The sequence below is a fragment of the Paenibacillus sp. FSL L8-0436 genome, from assembly GCF_038593025.1.
Lineage (GTDB): Bacteria > Bacillota > Bacilli > Paenibacillales > Paenibacillaceae > Paenibacillus_AQ.
In genome coordinates this window covers 48,051-65,538 of record NZ_CP151955.1, presented here as the reverse complement: position 1 = coordinate 65,538, position 17,488 = coordinate 48,051, and the positions used below count along the sequence as shown (strand labels likewise).

Below are 17,488 nucleotides of genomic sequence, written 5' to 3'. Positions count from 1 at the left end.
CTACCGGACTTGTAGCATGCGCTCTAGGGAAGTTCTGGCTTTGTCGGCGACAGCGGGCGGTACGTAAATCTGCGGCTTCATCGTCTCCAGGCATTTGACCAGTTTCTTTAAATTATTGACTTTCATATTAGGGCATACAAGAAATTTCGTTGCAAAATGGAATTCCTTATCCGGACTATCCAAGCGGAGCTGGTATCCGGTACCGTCTTCTGTCCCAACAATGAACTGCCGGCGGTCCGATTTCCGGCAATATTCAAGAATCGAGGTGGTGCTGCCTACATAATCGCCCATGGCAACCACTTCAGGACGGCATTCCGGATGCACCACAAACTCGGCTTCCGGATATTTTGCTTTCATTTCCACTACATCTTTAACGGTAAGCATATCATGAGTGTTGCAATAACCTTCCCAGATAATCAGCTTCTTGCCCGTCTGATCCTGGACATATTGGCCCAGATTCTTATCCGGCACCCAGATAATTTCTTCCGCATCGAGTGATTCGATGACCTTCACAGCGTTGGCAGAGGTACAGCAAATATCAGTCTCTGCTTTAATTTCAGCCGACGAGTTGATATAAGTCACCACTTTAGCATTCGGATGCTGTGCTTTCAGCTTGCGCAAGCCATCTACATTGACCATATCGGCCATCGGACAACCGGCGCGTTCATCAGGAATAAGCACAGTTTTGTTAGGCGCCAGAATCTTAGCGCTTTCCCCCATGAAATGAACACCGCAGAAGACAATCACTTCCGCATCGGTCTCCGCTGCTTTTTGAGCGAGTAAAAAAGAGTCCCCCCGAAAATCGGCAACTTCCTGAATTTCATCACGCTGATAATAATGAGCCAAAATGATTGCATTCCGTTCTTTTTTCAGCTGTTCGAGGCGCACACGAAGTTCGCGATTTTGTTCCTGCTTGCGCTCAAGCGCCAGAGCTTCCACGGTTAGTTCTCCCCCTTATTTCTTCACGGCGTAAGCCGGCTCTACATTCGAATAGATTATATGTTCCTTGCGGATCTGCACAGCCACTCAGCTCTGCTATAGATAGTTATCCATTATTTAATATTTAATCACTAATGTACACAAGGTTCCACCCTCTGTCAATGTAACCGGGAGTCGATCAAGCTGTACGGCAGGAAGCCTAAAGGCGAAAAAAATCCGGAGAACTTTAAGGTTCTCCGGACGAGCTTGCGTAGCTTCATTCAGTTAAGGGGCTCTTTAGACGAGGCCTCCGCCGCCGTCTTTATTGCCGTCGTTAGAATCATTTCCATCCCCGGACTCCGGATTATTCGGAATATCCTTGGTCAGATCAGGAATTGTAGAAGAGGTGTCGTCCTTGCCTTGAATGCGGACACGCACATCACCGATAGAATCAATAACGGGTTCGCCGGCTTCGTGTGTCACACCCGGAGTCTCTTCCGGTTTACCGTCTTCAGTCAGATAGCCTTGCTCGATCAATTCTCTAATCTGATCCAGTTCCAGCGTTTCTTTCTCAAGCAAGGTGTTGGCAATGAGGTGCATTTCCTTGGAGTGCTTGGTAAGCAGCTCCCGGCAGCGTTCATAGCTGCTGCGGATAAAGTTCTGCATCTCCTGGTCGATTTCATAAGCGATGGAATCACTGTAGTTCTGCTCATGCCCGATATCGCGGCCCAGGAAGACCTGGCCTTGGGATGTACCGAACTGCATAGGTCCCAGCTTATCACTCATACCGTATTCCATAATCATGCTGCGGACAATACGCGTAGCCTGTTGGAAGTCGCTGTATGCGCCTGTGCCGATTTCACCGATGAACATCTCTTCGGCAACACGTCCACCGAGGAGTCCGGTTACTTTATCAAGCAATTCCTGCTTCGTAACAAGCATGCGGTCTTCTTTAGGAAGCATAATGACATATCCGCCTGCGCGTCCGCGCGGGATAATCGTAACTTTGTGAACCATGTCTGCATGTTCCAGGAAGTAACCGACAATCGTATGACCGGCTTCGTGGTAAGCTACAATACGCTTCTCACGGTCGCTGATCACGCGGCTGCGCTTCTCGGTACCTACAATTACACGGTCAATCGCTTCATCTACCTCACGCATGGTAATATCCTTGCGGTTGCGGCGTGCAGCGAGCAGAGCTGCTTCATTCAGCAGGTTCTCCAGATCGGCACCGGTAAATCCGGTAGTGCGTTTGGCGATAACATCAAGTCTTACGTCTTTCGTAAGCGGCTTGTTGCGGGAGTGAACTTTAAGTACAGCTTCACGGCCTTTAACATCTGGGCGGTCAACCGTAATTTGACGGTCGAAACGTCCCGGACGAAGCAATGCCGGGTCAAGTATATCTGCACGGTTGGTAGCTGCGACAATAATAATGCCTTCGTTGCCGCCGAAACCGTCCATTTCTACAAGCAATTGGTTAAGTGTCTGTTCGCGTTCATCATGTCCGCCACCCAGTCCGGCGCCGCGCTGACGTCCCACTGCATCGATCTCATCAATAAAAATGATACATGGTGCATTCTTCTTGGCATTTTCGAACAAGTCACGTACACGGGAAGCACCGACACCTACGAACATTTCCACAAAGTCGGAACCGGAAATACTGAAGAACGGAACGCCTGCTTCACCGGCAACTGCACGGGCAAGCAAGGTTTTACCGGTCCCTGGAGGGCCTACAAGGAGAACCCCTTTAGGAATACGTGCGCCTACAGCTGCGAATTTACGCGGATCCTTGAGGAATTCCACAACTTCCACCAGCTCTTGCTTCTCTTCATCAGCCCCTGCAACATCCTCAAAGCTGATTTTCTTCTTCTCTTCATTATATAACCGGGCCTTGCTCTTGCCGAAATTCATTACTTTGCCGCCGCCACCCTGTGCCTGATTGAACAGGAAGAAGAACAGGATGAACATAATAACCAGCGGAATGATGGAAGAAAGGAATGTCAGCCAAATGCTGTCACCTTCCATTTTTTTCGTAACCAGCTCTACACCGTTGACTTCGCTGGCTCCAATAAGCTCATCAAGGGCCTTGTCTGTAGGAGGAACAAATGTGGAGAAATTTTTCGATTTGGCATCTGACGGCTGCTCTCTATATTCACCAGTAACGGCAAAAGCATTGCCTTCAAACTGAATCGTCATGCTCTTCACATTATTGTCTTTCAATTCCTGCCTTAATTCATCGTATCTAGGGAAATCGGCGGATTCATTTCCATTGCTCACAAACTGGACAATGCCCACCACGACTAAAAATAAAATCAAATAAAAACCAGAATTCCGGATGAACCGATTCATCCCCTACCTCCTCTCACAACGCTCAAGTTATTGTACCATAGCCTGCCCAGAGTCCTCAAATGCTCAGAGGTCCGGAAATCTGATCCGTGGATCTAAGGCTGTCAATTAGCTCATTTGGAATAAATTTCAGGCTTCAGTACACCGACGTAAGGGAGGTTCCGATACAGTTCGGCATAGTCGAGTCCGTAGCCGACTACAAAAGCATCAGGAATCACAAAGCCGGTATAGGCAGCTTCGAGATTAACAGTGCGTCCTGTCGGTTTATCAAACAGGGTAACCACAGAAATGGAAGCAGCGTTGCGTCCTTGAAGCATTTCAATTAAATAACTGAGTGTAAGACCGCTGTCGATGATGTCTTCGACGATCAGTACATCGCGTCCTTCAACTGACGCATCCAAATCTTTGATAATTTTGACCACACCGGAAGATTTGGTGGATGCTCCATAGCTGGATACAGCCATGAAATCCATCTCAACAGGTACTGTGATGACTTTAACCAAATCTGCCATAAAGATAAACGCGCCTTTCAGCACACAAATTACCAATGGCGTACGTCCTGCATATTCTGCGCTCAGCTGGGCGCCGAGCTCCCTGATTCTTTGTTGGATTTCTTCTTCGCTGATCAAGATTTCTTGAATATCGTTCTGCAACTTGCGAACCTCCTAAGTTATACTATGAAAGACTTACTTCGACCATTACGCTTCTTCGTGCTGCTCCATGTCCTCCAGAGACAAGAGAAGAACCGAGGCCGTGTGCCGCCCTACTGCGGCATGCATCGAGCGCCTTACGCCCGGAATCCAGACGATATTGCCCAAACCATCACAAACGAGGGGAATCTCAGAGCGTTCGGAAGAAGGTATTTTATCATCAATGTAAATATCTTTTACCTTTTTGCTTCCGTTTAATCCCATAACCCTTATGGTATCTCCAGGCAATCGGGAACGAATGGTCAACGGCAGGACCAGCTCATCGCTGTCAAACCAAGCCGACATCTTCCCATAGTCCTCCCCCTGTACTAAAAAAGTTTCTTTCTCCAGCACCGTCATCGTCATTACTTTTCCTATTTCCGTCAGCAAAAGCCGGGAATGAGGCAAAGACAGGCGATATGTATAACTTACCTTCCGCTGCGGAGGCTTGGACGAGAACAAAATTGTATCATATTGCCGCACACAGATTAGACCTCCACCCAAATCCAAACTCCATACGGTGGGGTGTTCCTGCAGCGTACCCCGGCGTACAGCCTCGATCTTGGAAAAATCCAGGGTCGATGAATCCGCCGACAGATAATTTAATATTAGTTTAATCAAACGCCGTTGTAAAGCGGAGGGTATGGCCGCGAACAAAGCTCTCTTAAAGGTGTATTTTCCATGCTTCATCAAAACCAGCTCATCGAAGCATTTTGCTGCGTTCGCCTCCATAAATTCATCTTCGGCTCCGACAATTTCGGACAATTGCAGAAGCGACTGTTTGACTTTCGGGTTGTACTTTTCCAGTGAAGGTAGCACCTCCAGCCGGATGACATTCCGCTTGTATTTGGTCAGCAGATTGCTGGCGTCTTCGGCGTAGGGAAACCCTTCATCCCGGCATAACCCGACAAGAGCCGTTTTGTTAATACGCAGGAAGGGGCGGATGAGTTCCACCTTTTTTTCTGTCCTCTTCCAGCGCATTCCGGCCAGACCGGAAGGTCCGCTGCCCCGCAACAGTCGCATAAGCACCGTCTCCGCCTGATCATCGGCATGATGTGCCAGTGCAACGGAGCGTGCGCCATAGCGGTGCGCGGTCTCGATCAGAAACTGATAGCGTTTCTCGCGTGCCGTCCCCTCGGGGCCAAGCCCGCTGCCTTTGGCAAGGGAAGGGATATCAAACTCGGCCAGCTCAAAAGGCACCCCTAGCTCCCCGGCCATTTGCCGGACGAACTCCGCCTCCTCAACGGACTCGGCTCTGAACCCGTGGTTCACATGGGCACATACCAGGTTTAGCGGTATCCGGTTCACGGATATTTCATGCAGAATACGCAAAAGAGCCACAGAGTCCGGCCCTCCGGAAACTGCGACTACTATGGTGTCATGGGGCGCCCACAGCCCGTGCTCGTCTGCAGACTCCATTACGGATTCCACAAGCTCATTCATTTGCTCCATACGGTGCTCCCTTTCTTGCCCTATCATTTACACAATCTTTGACCGGTATGGCAAGCATTCCGGTATATGTATGAGGTCAAAAACGCAATACCCAATAAATCGTAAAAGCCAGCACAAATAACGATAACCCAAACGCACTTTTTAGCCAGCGCGGGGTCGCCATGGCATCCTTCGGCTGTTTGCGCGTTCCGTATATATGAATCTTCCAGATCTCAGCAGCCTGCGCGGAACCGGGAAATCCGCCTTTCAGTGCAAGACACAGCCAAGAGGAGAGCTTCCTGTCGGGCAAACTTTTGGCCAGCTTAATCAGTTCATCGACGCTTCTTGTCTGCGGCAGCTGCTGGGCAGCGGCTTTCAGCCCGTCTTCATTAAGCAAACGAAGGCAGAGAACGGCAAAAGCAAACAGATCATAATTCTCGTCGCCGGTACGGCTGCCTGCATTCCAGAATCCGCGGTCATGCCATTCGGTAAATTGCTTCACACTGCGTCCCATGGGACTTGCGCCGCCATAGTCGATCAGTTCGGCTTCGCCGTAATCGGATACCATTACATTCTCGGGCTTGAGATCACCAAACACAAAACCGCATTCATGCAGCGTTTGCAGCTTCTCTAACAGCTTCAGTCCTACCAGCCCCAGCCAGGAGATCCCGTTTTTGGCCAAAAAATGGTGCAGCTGTTTACCTTCAACGTAACGCATCACATAAAAAGGGGTATGCTCTCCATCTTTGAAATCATCCGACTCCAGCAGGTAAGAGGACAGCGCGGATTCACGGCGGGCGCGAAACTCACTTCGCTTCCGGCAGGATTGCAGCGAGGTCAGCACATTGATTTCTGACTGCAGCTCAAGCGTATCGTTTCCGATCTTGAGCGCATACCGCTCCCGTCTGCCTTCTCTTTGCACGAGATATACGGTTCCATTGGCCCCTCTTCCCAGCATCCGTTCAATGACATAACGGTTTCCCCGCCATTTGCCGCTAATAACGGTACCGACAGGGTAGGGCGGATTAGACGACATACCCACCAATCATCCCTTCTCTTTCATCGTGATCCCTGCCCGGAAGGCGGCCACGGTGTTCATCCAGTGTATCACAACGGTAATGTTCGAGCACCTTGAAAATAGCCGGTCCTGTAGGCGTGGCTCCCCTCATTTTCAGCTTGGAGAACAGCGAGCGGACCTCCGACACATTGCTCGTCCAGTCCATATCCAGCATAGCCTCCTCACTGCTCGAGCGCCCGGGAAAATGGAACACGGAAATCTCACTGCTTCCTTCCCGCGCTTCCAGGCTGAGGGCCAAATCACGGATGGCATCCTCTACGGCACCCAGTTTAGGCTTCATACTTGCGCTTGCGTCAATCAGCAGTGCGATGCGCAGCGGCGAGGTTTCTGTCAGCTCATCTACGACGGTAACGACCTGCGAACGTTTCAATGGCGGCAGCTCTTCCAGCGAGCCTTCGCCGAGTATTTTTTTTACCTCTTTATTAACCGCCTGCTGAATGGTCTGAACCACAGTTTTGCGGGTCATCATCTGGATGGTCTGCGCCAGCTGCGGCGTTCCGACAATCCGGCTCAGCCCGCCCCCTGCTTTGGCAATATCGGAAATCTCCCGGCTTCCCAGCTGGCCAATGGTTCCGTAATCGACCACGCCAACCACGTTAACGGTGATTCCCTCCTGCCGGGCATGCGCCGCAGCCATCACCGGACTCTCCCCCACATTGGAACATCCGTCCGTAATGAGCAGAATTTGCTTCATGACCGTTCACTCCCCTTTGCCTTGTTATCTGTTTATAGCATATCCAAGGTTGAGAGATTTCAAACGCCGCTTAGCGGAGATATTCAGATAAAAACAATAGTGAACTCGGGGAACTGCGAGGAACTTTTGGGCTTCCGATCGCTGTTGTCCCCGGATTTATTGAATTGGCCACATGGTGCAAATCCGGGGACAAAGGCGAACGCTGACGCTTCTCCAGCTCCAAAATTCCTCTCCGTCCCATAGATTCACGTTATGTTTGAAACCTGAAAAAGAACGCCGCCGAGCCAACGGCTTTTGAAACGGGGCGGCGCAAAGGGCGGCGGGGTAGATAAGGCCCCGCCGAATTAGGATAATCCATTGCTTCCATTTATAGCTCACGAAAGAATAACGTGAGTTAGATGATAGATTACCTTACTAGCTGACCGTGCGCGGGCGCTCCATCCGGCCGATGCCAGGCATATGCAGGCTGGACCACTCCGGATGATAATGATCGACCCGGCTGACGACAATGGTCATGTCATCATGGATTTCATTGCCTTGATAACGGATAACCTTTTCCAGCAGGCTGTCGGCCATATCCTGAGGATCATCTCCCTCCAGCTCCTGGATTAACCGCTTCATCCATATCTCTTTATTAACGGCATATCCGGGCGCATCATAAATACCATCGGTCATCATAATGAGAATATCACCCGGACGCAGCTGCATGCTGATCAGATCCACCTCAATGTCTTTTATGATTCCGATCGGAAGATTGCTTGAAGTAATCGGGATGACTTCGCTGCCCCGGCGGATAAAGGAAGGTGCAGACGCGATTTTCATAAAAGTGGTATGCGCCGAATACTGGTCGATCAGCGCCATATCCACCGTCGCATAGAACTCATCCGGAGAACGCAGCAGCAGAATGGAATTGACGGACTTTACCGCCAGCTTCTCGTCCATACCGGACTGCAGCAGCTTCTCCAGCATGGACAATGCGGCACTGCTCTCCATCCTGGCCCGCTCTCCGTTACCCATCCCGTCGCTGATGGACACAGCAAATGTGCCATTTCCAAGCTCTACGGTACTGAAGCTGTCGCCGGAGAACATATCGCCTCCCTTGGCCGCCCCTGCCACTCCGGTATTCACCTCATAGGCTTTGGCAGATCCAAAGGTGACCATCGACAGTCCCTCGCGGGGATGCACCGCGGTTTCACTTACGACTGCAATATTCTCCTCCAGAATATCGGACAACAGCGGTGCAACCATCTTGCGGCACTCATCAAAACCGCGGGTATAAGCATGAACCACTTCTATTTCTACCCGGCCGGGATCGAGGCTTAAAATCTCAATCGAATGAATGGACAACCCCAGCTTCTCCAGCGCCTCGCGGATCTGGGCCTCCTGCCGGTACATTGCCTGGCCTTCACGTTTGATCTCCTTCGCCAGGTCCTCCATCACCTGAGATACACCCGAAAGCTGCTCGGCAACAAATTGGCGGCTGTCGTATATTTGTCTTTTCCAGCGCATATCATGCTGGTATAGCTCATACTGGCCCTTCATCACTTCCAGTACCTCCCCTGTCTTGCCGCAAATCCGGCTCCACTCGGGCGGAAGCTGGGCTGCGGTGATATCCGGGCATTCTTCTACGGTCGTCATCATATCTGTCATATACCTGTACGTCTGATAAAACTTCGTGTCCCAGCAATGCGAACGCCGGATACAGCCGGCGCAGGCACCCTCAGTTACGGTACTCATGAAGTCTTCCATTTCACGTTCACTTTTACCGGCTTCTCCAGCCCGGGGAATCTGCCCGAAGCTGCTCGACAGCTGCTGGAATACCTGCGAGAACTGGGTTACCCGGTCTGCTGTAATATCTCTCACTCTTCGGGCATATTCATGCTGTGACCGGCTGTGATCCGGTGTGCCTGGCACATATTTGGCAATGGCAGAAATAATCCCCTTTGGTGTTAGAAGAAACAACAGCACTGCAGCGCAAGTCTCCCAAGTTGAGGCCATCACATCACCCGGGCCCAGGAAGTAGACCGAAAGTATAGTCGAGCCCAGCAGCATCCCGATCGAGACTGCCCCTTTGCGCCCGGACTGCATCATCCCGGCCAGCATTCCAGAGAAAGCCAGGAGACTCATCTGATAGATGGCTCCGATATCAGCCAGGCTGAGGATCAGTCCGGTGACTACCCCGACGGCAGCACCGAGCGGAGCTCCCCCGGCGAGAGCAAACAACAGAATAAGAAAGCGTGACAGAATATGTTCCAGCGACAAGCCGTTTATGGTCCAGCCCACAAGGCCGGTCATGACGGAAGCCAGCAGAATAATCAAGCAGAGAACTTCTTCATTCCGCAGCACCCGGCTCCTTTGCTTGTAAGTAAACAAAGGAAGCGCCTGCAAAAATACCAGTGTAAGCACAAAGCCAAGCAACGCATCGAGTGTCGCCATCATCAGCGGGTACCAGGTAAGGGAGGGGCCCATGATAATCCGGAACAGTCCGACCATAAATGAGGATACGAATACCATCAGCGGCGCATAGGATAGATCAATCCGCTGGAAGCTCTCAAAACCTTTGTACAGCAGGTAGAAGATAATTAGCTCTGCGGCAATCACTACTGCTCCGGGGAACGGGGTGAACAGACTGCCGAGGATCGTGGCTGCAGCCACCGGAAGTATAGAGTCTTTACGCATAAACACAATGACAGCAAAGTAAGCAACAGCAAAGGGTGACAGCTCGTCCAAAATCATGGCCCGGCCCAGCATAAAGCCCATTAAACTCAACAACAGCATCCATTTCTTCACTGTTAGAAACTGAAGCAGCGGTTGATTCATACCCCAGCTCTTTAGACGCATACCCCAGGCTTCCTTCTGCTCCTTGTCTTTGCTTCCCGCTTTTGTCCACTCCGGCAAATTGACCACATTGCTTTTATTCATTCTCTGCACCACCCGTTTAAGAATTTATGGTTCTCATTATATAGCGGGGGTCTTAAGAAAGTTTGTCAGAAACAGAGAGCAAACTGTAAAAAATTTCCGACAAAAAAGCCTGTCCCGACAAAGCACCCGCGAAGCCTCTCGATCCCATGCGGGGCATTGGATTGATAGACTCGACCATCGGATTGCCGCAAGACTGTGCAGAGGCCAGCGGCAGATTTTCGTCAGCGATTGCTCTGGTGTTATGTGAGAATGAGATAGATGCTGTCGGCAATTTGCCGGGCACCGACAAAAAAACCGCAAGGGCGAAAGCCCCTGCGGTTATTTATGATGTGCAAGTAGATTATACGCGTTTGGCTCCACGGCCTCCGCGCTTTCCTTCTGTGTTCTTCTTGATCGAAGATATCCGTTCTTCGCTGTCTTTCAGGAAGCGTGACATTTTATCCTCGAATGAAGGTTTACCGGCTGCAGGCTTGAATGGACGCCCTCCCCGTTCACGATTGAAACCACCACCACCGCCGCCGCCTCCACCACCACTGCCGCCACCGCCGCCGAAACGGTCTCCACCGCTTGGACGTTCTGGTCTTGGAGCTCTAGGGGGACGTACTTCCGATGCCGGCTTATCTACAGCCTGCTTGATGGAAAGCCCGATCTTGCCGTCCTTGTCAACGTTGATCACCTTGACAGTTACTACATCACCAATCTTTAAATGATCGTTAACATCCTTGACGTAGTTATCGGCGATTTCCGAAATGTGAACGAGACCTGTGACACCTCCTGACAGATCCACAAATGCTCCGAAATGCGTGATGCCTGTCACCTTGCCTTCTAACTTGGTGCCCACTTCAATTGCCATAGAATAAAATGATCCTCCCTTAAAAATATACAGACGAATATAAAGTCCATCCAGTCTGCGGTGATTTGATTATACAGTAAAGAGCAAAGCAAGGCAACACAGCGAAAGCCTCTTTTGGCCTGCTTTATTGCCCAGATTGCTCGGGACGAATAGGCTGTTCCCCTAACGGATACATATTGTACCATTTACGCGCCAATTGGCCGATATACTCGTCATCGTTAAGTCGCGACACTTCGTATTTCAGTTGATTGAGGGAAGCCGTAACTCCCTCGCTGGTCGCCTGCTTCTTGGCCAGCAGTTCACTCTTGTTCGCAATTGCCGCACTCTGGGCAAAGAAAATATAACCGGCCCAGCCCAAAAAAACTGTAACCATGACCGCCCATATGAATCTTCTTCTCTTCATGCCTGCAGCCAAGCCTTTGTTATTGCTACTCTTCTCTTCTGCAGCAAATCTGTTCATGCAGCCTACCCCCAGTTCAATCTCAGCGTTTCCACCATGCAGTCAACCACTCAGACAATCTCACCATCCAGGCACTGTGATAGAGCCGGGACAATGGCGGAGAGATCCATCTTACTGGAAGTACCCAAATTGGCTTCGTTAGACGCAGCAGCAGCTTCAGGATAAATAACAGGATCCGGCCCAAGAGCAGCAGCGTCCCCCTCAGGAGGCGCCAAAGCCAGCGAAGCGGCATGCCTATTACGATTTCTACAGCTCTCCATAGCAGCCTGCACGTATACTGAATCGACTGAATTAACATTACCACAAAATGCCGCACCGTAACACTGAAGAGTAAAAAATAAATCCATACGCCTAGAAATAGGCCAAGAAAGACATAAAACCTCAATTGTCCCTGATTTCCGGCATAAAGCATCCGGAAGACGAGGAGTGCCGCCCACATCCAATACAGCAGATCCAGCAGCGCATTCAGCCATTTGGGAAAGCTTAATTTCAGCGACAGCACCCGGTAGCTGTCATAGGCCAGTCCCATGGCTGTGCCGGCCAGCATCATGTAAAGCAGGGTGATCCACTGAATCGCGGGATTCATTTAAACAGTTTGCCGAGGATGCCTTTGTTTTTACTCTGCGCTCCGGGATCAAGGTAAATCAGGGAATGGACATTGCCCTCCAGAGACAAAAGTCCATTCTCCAGACTTAGATTCTTGATATGTAAATGATTTCCGCGAATGGTGAGATGGCCAAGTTCCGTGCGTAGCAGAAACTCCTCGCTGTCGAAGCTCTCCACATTCTGCACACCTGTTAGCTCCAATTGCTTGCGACTGCGCATGTGCAGATCGTGCTGTTTATTGACTTTGACTGGCTCGATCATAGCATGTACCCCTCCTTCTTGTTTCTAATCTATGGTGGAAGGAGAGGTTATAGAACAGAGGCTTTTAGAATTTCAAAAGACCGATAGAGCTCATGCAAGAAGCCAACGGAGTTCTATTATTATTAAAAACAAAGAGGGTGTTCCGGCCATTTCTGGCTTCAGGAACACCCTCTTGCTTATGATCTGCTTATCTTTACAGCGCTTTTACCAGTCGAGACCGCTGCTTTTGGCAACAGGCTCTTCACGGAGCAGCGTATACATACCGGCGGCCTCGTCCTTGCGGGTCGTTTCCACCAGTTTCTCCACTTTGACCGTTACTAGCTTTTGACCGAATTGCACTGTAATCTCGTCGCCGATCTTTACCGTACTGCTCGGTTTCGATTCCTTCCCGTTAATCAGCACCCGGCCCTGTTCGGACACATCTTTAGCCACAGTGCGGCGCTTAATCAAACGGGATACCTTCAGGAATTTGTCCAGGCGCATTAGTTGACGGCTTCTTTAAGCTTGTTGCCAGCCTTGAAGGCCGGTACAGTGGATTCAGGAATTTCAATAGGTGTGCCCGATTGCGGGTTGCGGCCGGTGCGGCCGGAACGTTTGCGGGTTTCGAAAGTACCGAAGCCGATCAATTGGACCTTATCGCCTTTGGACAGAGCATCTGTAATTTCGCCCAGCACGCCGTTCAATACAGTTTCTACATCTTTCTTTGCCAATCCGCTTTTTTCGGAAATGTTGTTTACCAAATCTGTCTTGTTCATAATTTGAAGTTCCTCCTAGGATACAAAAAAATAAATGAAACGCGATAAGCTGCTAAGATATGCCGCGAATCGTCATTTCGTCTTTAAGATATTCTGGATGCCGCCCGAAATTCCTGCCGCAAACACTCGATTTTAAAAAAATTAAGAGAGCAGTCCAGACTCAGGCACTATTACATTATAAACCTCTCACCGCATTCCAAACCAGAGAGTTAAGCCCCATTCACATCATTGCCTCTTCTTACAGCCCCTATACTGCAAAAGGCGGAGAAAGCGCCTCTCCTATATTAGAGGATGCTCGGAATCTATTGTTTTCGCTCCTTGATCTTAGCCTCCTGCCACAACGCTTCCATCTCTTCCAGACTGCTGTCCAATAGATGCGTATTCCGGCTTAGCAGCTGCTGCTCAATATATTGAAATCTAGATACAAACTTGCGGTTGGTGCGGGTCAACGCCTCTTCCGGATCCGCTCCGATGAAGCGTGCGGCATTGGTCGCAGCGAACAGCAGATCCCCCAGCTCCAGCATTTGCTCCTCCGCCGGTGCGCCGGATTCGATAGCCTCCTGAAGCTCATCAATCTCTTCGCGGATTTTAGCCAGCACATCGCCAACGTTGTCCCAATCGAATCCTACTTTGGAGGCCTTTTTCTGTAGTTTGTAGGCCTTCATCAGCGCAGGCAGATCACGGGGAACACCGCTCAGCACGGATTCTGCTTCCGGTTTTACACCCTTAAGCCGTTTTTCCTCAGCCTTCATGCCCTCCCAGTTCTGGAGCGCTTCCTCGGCATCTGCAGCATTCTTATCGCCGAAGACATGCGGATGGCGGAAGATCAGCTTGTCATTTAATCCTTCAATGACATCATAGACATTAAAGGTGCCCTGCTCCTCCTCCATCTGGGAATGAAGCATGATCTGCAGCAGCAGGTCGCCCAGCTCTTCCTTCATATGGTCCGGATCATCCTCATCGATCGTTTCCAGAACCTCATAGGTTTCCTCAATCAGATTTTTGCGCAGTGATTCATGCGTCTGCTCCCGGTCCCATGGACACCCTTCCGGACTGCGCAACGTATCGACAATTTCATGCAAGCGGGCAAATGTGCGTTTTCGTGCACTTTCCGCGCGGTTTGCCGGAACATAAATCAGCGAGAGATTGCCGTACCCTTCCAGACGGTCCAGCTCATACAGCGGTACCCGGAGAATACGTTCTTCCTTATCCACTCCAAGAGCATGCCCTACGATTACCTCATACTCCGGCGGATAACAATCCATCAGACAGAGCTTGGTTTCGGAAGCCGTGAAGCTGTCGTAGACCTGGCCGATCAGTGTATGCAGCTCCGGCTGAAGCTGGGAACTGCGGATACCGGAAGCATCCAGAAGCTGAAACCCTTCAATCGGGTCGAAGCCAAGCCGTACGAATGCCTCATCGAGAAAGCTCTCCCCGCCGAGAATGTGCAGTTCTACTCCCGCACCCGGGCAGCGCTCCCGCAGCAGGGATACCGCCGATTCTGCAACCATGGGATGCCCCGGGACGGCATAGACAATTTCCGTACCCTGCGGTGCGGAACGCGCCTCCTCGATTAATTTCGCCGTAATGGCTTCATACACCTCAGGAAACGAGGACAGCGATTCATACAGCCCGTCAAAGGACTGGGAAGCTATTTCAAGCTCTGTTAAAGCCGCCATCACCGGATGCTCTGCGGTCCGGACATAAACGGCGGATGCGGATTGCAGCTTCTTGATAATGCCCAGGGTCAGCCGGTCGGGATTGCCGGAACCGAGGCCAACCACGGTTAATGTTGCGCTCATACCTGTCTCCACTCCTTCTGCACTGCCTTGCCGCTGTGGCTAAGGCAGCTTTGTATGTACTGCAATATAGTAATCTCATGCTTAAGAGATAACGGTTGGAACAGCTAGCTGCGCCTTAAGGGAACAGGCGCAGCTTCTTCAGCTTGTCCGCAAGCCGCGGGCCAAAGCCCGGAAGCTGGCGCAGCTCGCTTTCGCTGAGCAGCCGCAGGGCAACAGCACCGGCGGCGAAGACGGCGCAGCCTGCCAGCACGCCGAGCAGGCTCTGCGCCAGGGCTGTGGTTCGCCCGCCGCCGAAGCCGGCGGCTGCGGCCGCACTGCCTACGCCGAGGCTTACAGCTGCGGCGGCCAGGCCAAGGCCCGCGAGCAGCAGCGCGGGCTTCACCAGGGCATCTGCGAAGCGTAGCCGCAGATGGCCCATACGGTGCAGCAGCAGCACATTCAGCGCTGCTGCGAAGAGATGCGCGGCCACGCTGGCGATGGCTGCGCCGGTAATGCCCTGCTGCGGAATCAGCAGCAGGTTAAGGGCCGCTTTGAGCACCGCGGCGGCCAAGAGATGTATCGCCGGCGCGCGCACGGCGCCCAGGCCCTGCAGCAGCGCGGCGGAGATGATGCTGACCGTACCGCCAGCGGCGGTAAAGGCCAGCCAGGTCATCGTGCCGCTGCCGGCAGCATCACCGTACAGAGCCACATTGACCGGCTCTGCAAGGACGGCCAGGCCAACCGAAGCGGCCAGGCCCAGCAGCCAGAACCAGCGCAGCGACAGGCTGCAGCGGGTCTGGATCAGACCGAGATCTCCGCGGTGCTTCGCCTCCGCGAGTGCCGGGATGAAGACCACGGATAACGAAGTAGCCAGCATCGTTACCATCTGAACAAGCGGCAAGCCGCGATTGTAGATGCCGAACTGCGCCATCGCCGCCGCTTCGCTGACAGTTGACGACAGCAACCGGGGGACGGTAAATACATCGACCAGCCCGATAAGCGGTATAGCCAGCGTTCCGAGCATGACTGGAATGCCATAGCCCAGCAGCTTGCGGGCCTTGGCTCCTGTCTGCTCCCGGACAGTGTCCGCAGCAGAACTCCGGGTCCAGGCGGTTTCGGAGGCAGCTGATATCGCCAGCTCAGCCGACTGCTGCGCTACGCTCACACGGCGGCGGTAATTCTGCCAATACAGCAGCATGACAATCAGACCGGCCGCTCCGCCGCCAGCCGAACCAATCAGTGCACCCGCCGCGATGGTGGCCGCGTCTGCTCCCTTCCCGGTCAGATACAGCAGCAGTGCGATCATGACAGCTACCCGCACCGACTGCTCGACAACCTGCGACACCGCGGTAGGGACCATATTATGCAGTCCCTGAAAATAACCGCGCAATGCGGCCATAAGCGGAACAACAGCAAGCCCTAATGCGCTGCAGCGCAGCGCGGGAATCACATGGGAGTTGCCGACCCACCCGGCGATAACCGGAGCCCCAAGATAGGCAAGGGCCCCAATCACAAGCCCGCTGATGACTGTAATGGCCGCTGACAGCAGCAGAACCCTCCGGCCTTCGCTTTCATCTCTGTCGGCCGAGGACTCGGCCACGAATCTGGCGATTGCAGACGGCAGACCCAGCATCGCTATTGTTATAAGCATCGTGTACAGGGGATTAACCGTGTTGTATATGCCAAACACGGCGTCTCCACCCAGATTTTGCAGCGGAATTTTCTGCAGCGTACCAATCAGTTTGGAGAGAATGGCTGCTGCGCTGAGAATAAATGCGCCTTGTAGTAATTTAGAGCCTTGTGTACCAGATTTCATAAAAGTACCTGCTTCTACAGCGATAACTGCCATAATGGGATGAATTTCTATATTATAACGCATGGAGGCTCGTAAGTAGAAACGGTTTTGCTTGCATTTACACGGACAACCGCATTTTTCTGCAATCCGCATCTTCTTATCTTTTCCAAAATGGAACGCTAAAACCCCGCCCTCCCTTTGTATCATACCAAAAGGAAAGCGGGGTCCATAGTATCAAAGCTCTTACTGCTCCATCTGCTTGCCCAAAAAAGCGGCTGCCGTCTCGGCCATTTTGATTTCCATTTGCGCCATTTTTACCGAATCATCCTTGTTCAGAAGCACTACACAACCGATGGGGTCCCCGCCGGAGATGATGGGAGCGGCTACATAGCTCGATATTAATTCTGCATGATCTTTACCGATGTCATAGCTGCCTGCATTCGTTTCGAGCACGGTCTTGCGGCTGTCCATTACCTTCTCCAGGAGCACACCCACCTGTTTCTCGAGATAATCCTTTTTGGAACCTCCGGCAAGGGCGATAAAAGTGTCCCTGTCAGTAATCATTGTAATATGCCCTGTGCCTTCATAAAGCGACTCTGCATATTCCTTGGCGAAATCACCCAGTTCACCAATCGGGGAATACTTCTTCAGTATGACTTCACCGTCGCGATCGACGAAAATTTCCAACGGATCCCCTTCACGAATACGTAGTGTGCGTCTGATCTCTTTAGGGATAACAACTCGACCGAGGTCATCAATACGGCGTACAATTCCAGTAGCTTTCATTTCACATGTTGCCCCGCTTTCTTAAGAAGTATGGTCCAACTACTGTCCATTATGGGAATGGATAATCCCAGTGATTTATCGTAATATCTGACCATAGTATTCATCTCTTCCCA

The 17,488-nt window shown here is 51.6% G+C and carries 16 protein-coding genes; all 16 read right to left on the bottom strand.

All coding sequences use genetic code 11. From position 1 onward, the window contains the following. A complete protein-coding gene (gene nadA / locus NSS79_RS00300; RefSeq protein WP_038584425.1) occupies positions 1 to 939 on the bottom strand; it encodes a quinolinate synthase NadA in 939 nt (312 codons plus the stop codon). A gap of 276 nt (positions 940 to 1,215) precedes the next feature. Then, positions 1,216 to 3,267, bottom strand: a complete 2,052-nt coding sequence (gene ftsH, locus NSS79_RS00295) for an ATP-dependent zinc metalloprotease FtsH (protein ID WP_038584422.1) — start codon at positions 3,265 to 3,267, stop codon at positions 1,216 to 1,218. 110 nt (positions 3,268 to 3,377) lie between these two features. Beyond that, a complete protein-coding gene (hpt, locus tag NSS79_RS00290) occupies positions 3,378 to 3,917 on the bottom strand; it encodes a hypoxanthine phosphoribosyltransferase (RefSeq protein ID WP_038584418.1) in 540 nt (179 codons plus the stop codon). A gap of 45 nt (positions 3,918 to 3,962) precedes the next feature. Continuing rightward, entirely contained in the window at positions 3,963 to 5,405 is a 1,443-nt protein-coding gene (gene tilS / locus NSS79_RS00285; RefSeq protein ID WP_038584415.1) for a tRNA lysidine(34) synthetase TilS, read from the bottom strand. 76 nt (positions 5,406 to 5,481) lie between these two features. Continuing rightward, the gene (locus tag NSS79_RS00280; protein WP_144024462.1) at positions 5,482 to 6,426 is read right to left on the bottom strand and encodes a serine/threonine protein kinase; all 945 of its coding nucleotides are present in this window, start codon (positions 6,424 to 6,426) and stop codon (positions 5,482 to 5,484) included. Further along, a complete protein-coding gene (locus tag NSS79_RS00275; RefSeq protein WP_342437858.1) occupies positions 6,410 to 7,156 on the bottom strand; it encodes a hypothetical protein in 747 nt (248 codons plus the stop codon). The genes NSS79_RS00280 and NSS79_RS00275 overlap by 17 nt, the downstream gene beginning before the upstream one ends. A 414-nt stretch (positions 7,157 to 7,570) precedes the next feature. After that, a complete protein-coding gene (spoIIE, locus tag NSS79_RS00270) occupies positions 7,571 to 10,078 on the bottom strand; it encodes a stage II sporulation protein E (RefSeq protein WP_342437857.1) in 2,508 nt (835 codons plus the stop codon). Between the two features lie 340 nt (positions 10,079 to 10,418). Further along, positions 10,419 to 10,931, bottom strand: a complete 513-nt coding sequence (locus NSS79_RS00265) for a S1 domain-containing RNA-binding protein (protein WP_038584404.1) — start codon at positions 10,929 to 10,931, stop codon at positions 10,419 to 10,421. A 124-nt stretch (positions 10,932 to 11,055) separates the two neighbouring features. Beyond that, positions 11,056 to 11,391, bottom strand: a complete 336-nt coding sequence (locus NSS79_RS00260) for a septum formation initiator family protein (protein ID WP_342437856.1) — start codon at positions 11,389 to 11,391, stop codon at positions 11,056 to 11,058. 22 nt (positions 11,392 to 11,413) lie between these two features. Continuing rightward, a complete protein-coding gene (yabQ, locus tag NSS79_RS00255; protein WP_038584400.1) occupies positions 11,414 to 11,977 on the bottom strand; it encodes a spore cortex biosynthesis protein YabQ in 564 nt (187 codons plus the stop codon). Then, complete coding sequence (gene yabP / locus NSS79_RS00250) at positions 11,974 to 12,258, bottom strand: sporulation protein YabP (protein ID WP_076113635.1); 285 nt, start codon at positions 12,256 to 12,258, stop codon at positions 11,974 to 11,976. The genes yabQ and yabP overlap by 4 nt, the downstream gene beginning before the upstream one ends. Before the next feature lie 204 nt (positions 12,259 to 12,462). Further along, entirely contained in the window at positions 12,463 to 12,741 is a 279-nt protein-coding gene (locus NSS79_RS00245) for an RNA-binding S4 domain-containing protein (RefSeq protein ID WP_038584395.1), read from the bottom strand. Beyond that, positions 12,741 to 13,013 carry an HU family DNA-binding protein gene (locus NSS79_RS00240; RefSeq protein ID WP_038584392.1) on the bottom strand — a complete coding sequence of 91 codons (273 nt, stop codon included), beginning with the start codon at positions 13,011 to 13,013 and terminating at the stop codon, positions 12,741 to 12,743. The genes NSS79_RS00245 and NSS79_RS00240 overlap by 1 nt, the downstream gene beginning before the upstream one ends. Positions 13,014 to 13,315: 302 nt before the next feature. Next, positions 13,316 to 14,815: a nucleoside triphosphate pyrophosphohydrolase gene (gene mazG / locus NSS79_RS00235; protein WP_342437855.1), complete on the bottom strand. Its 1,500-nt coding sequence runs from the start codon at positions 14,813 to 14,815 to the stop codon at positions 13,316 to 13,318. A 115-nt stretch (positions 14,816 to 14,930) separates the two neighbouring features. Beyond that, on the bottom strand, positions 14,931 to 16,610 hold the full coding sequence (locus NSS79_RS00230) for a polysaccharide biosynthesis protein (RefSeq protein WP_342437854.1): 1,680 nt from the start codon (positions 16,608 to 16,610) through the stop codon (positions 14,931 to 14,933). A 222-nt stretch (positions 16,611 to 16,832) separates the two neighbouring features. Then, entirely contained in the window at positions 16,833 to 17,375 is a 543-nt protein-coding gene (gene spoVT, locus NSS79_RS00225; protein ID WP_038584386.1) for a stage V sporulation protein T, read from the bottom strand. Positions 17,376 to 17,488 lie beyond the last annotated feature (113 nt).